This is a genomic window from Bacillus sp. LR--39, from assembly GCF_053613335.1.
Genome location: NZ_JBSIOT010000975.1, coordinates 1 through 674, shown reverse-complemented (window position 1 = coordinate 674; position 674 = coordinate 1). Strand labels below are relative to the sequence as shown.

The window sequence follows — 674 nt, the reverse complement described above, 5'->3', positions numbered from 1 at the left end:
TAATCGAGACCCAAGCATTTTCACGAACCCGGATGTCTTCGATATTACGAGAAGTCCTAATCAGCATCTTTCATTCGGTCATGGCCATCATGTTTGTTTAGGGTCCTCGCTGGCGCGATTAGAAGCGCAAATTGCGATTAACACTCTTCTGCAGCGGATGCCCAGCCTTAAGCTCGCGGATTTTGAATGGCGGTATCGGCCGCTTTTTGGATTTCGGGCGCTTGAGGATCTGCCGGTGACTTTTGAATAAGCCTAAGAATATGAGTGCCAAAAAAGTGTCAGCCCCGCCGAAAATGGGCAATCTATAAAAAAGGGGAGTGAACATCGTGAAAAAAGTGCTGATCGCCGGCGGAAATGGTGTGATTGGGAGACTGCTTGCTGAAGGGCTTATTTCAGACTATGAAGTGACAGTGCTTGATAAAGATCATTTCGATGGCAAAGCCTCTTCCATTCAGGCTGACGCGGCAAATTATGAGGAGCTGTTGAAGAAGATTCCAAAAGATACCGATGCCATCTTGAATTTACTCGCTGTTAAAATCAAATACGATATTATGGACATCGCTGAGTTTGAAAAAATGACGGATGTTTTCTATAGGGCAAGCTATTATCTGTGCCGTGCGGCAGCGGAGCTCGGCATTCAAAAGCTCGTGTTCGCCAGCAGCAATCATGTCACA

The 674-nt window shown here is 46.3% G+C and carries 2 protein-coding genes; both read left to right on the top strand.

Annotated elements, in window-relative coordinates; all coding sequences use genetic code 11:
- Positions 1 to 250, top strand: a 250-nt coding sequence (locus tag ACWHAR_RS27855; protein ID WP_452088541.1) for a cytochrome P450, incomplete at its 5' end; no start/stop codon positions are given.
- Between the two features lie 76 nt (positions 251 to 326).
- Positions 327 to 674 (top strand): NAD-dependent epimerase/dehydratase family protein (locus tag ACWHAR_RS27850; RefSeq protein ID WP_452088540.1); only part of this gene is annotated, 348 nt, incomplete at its 3' end.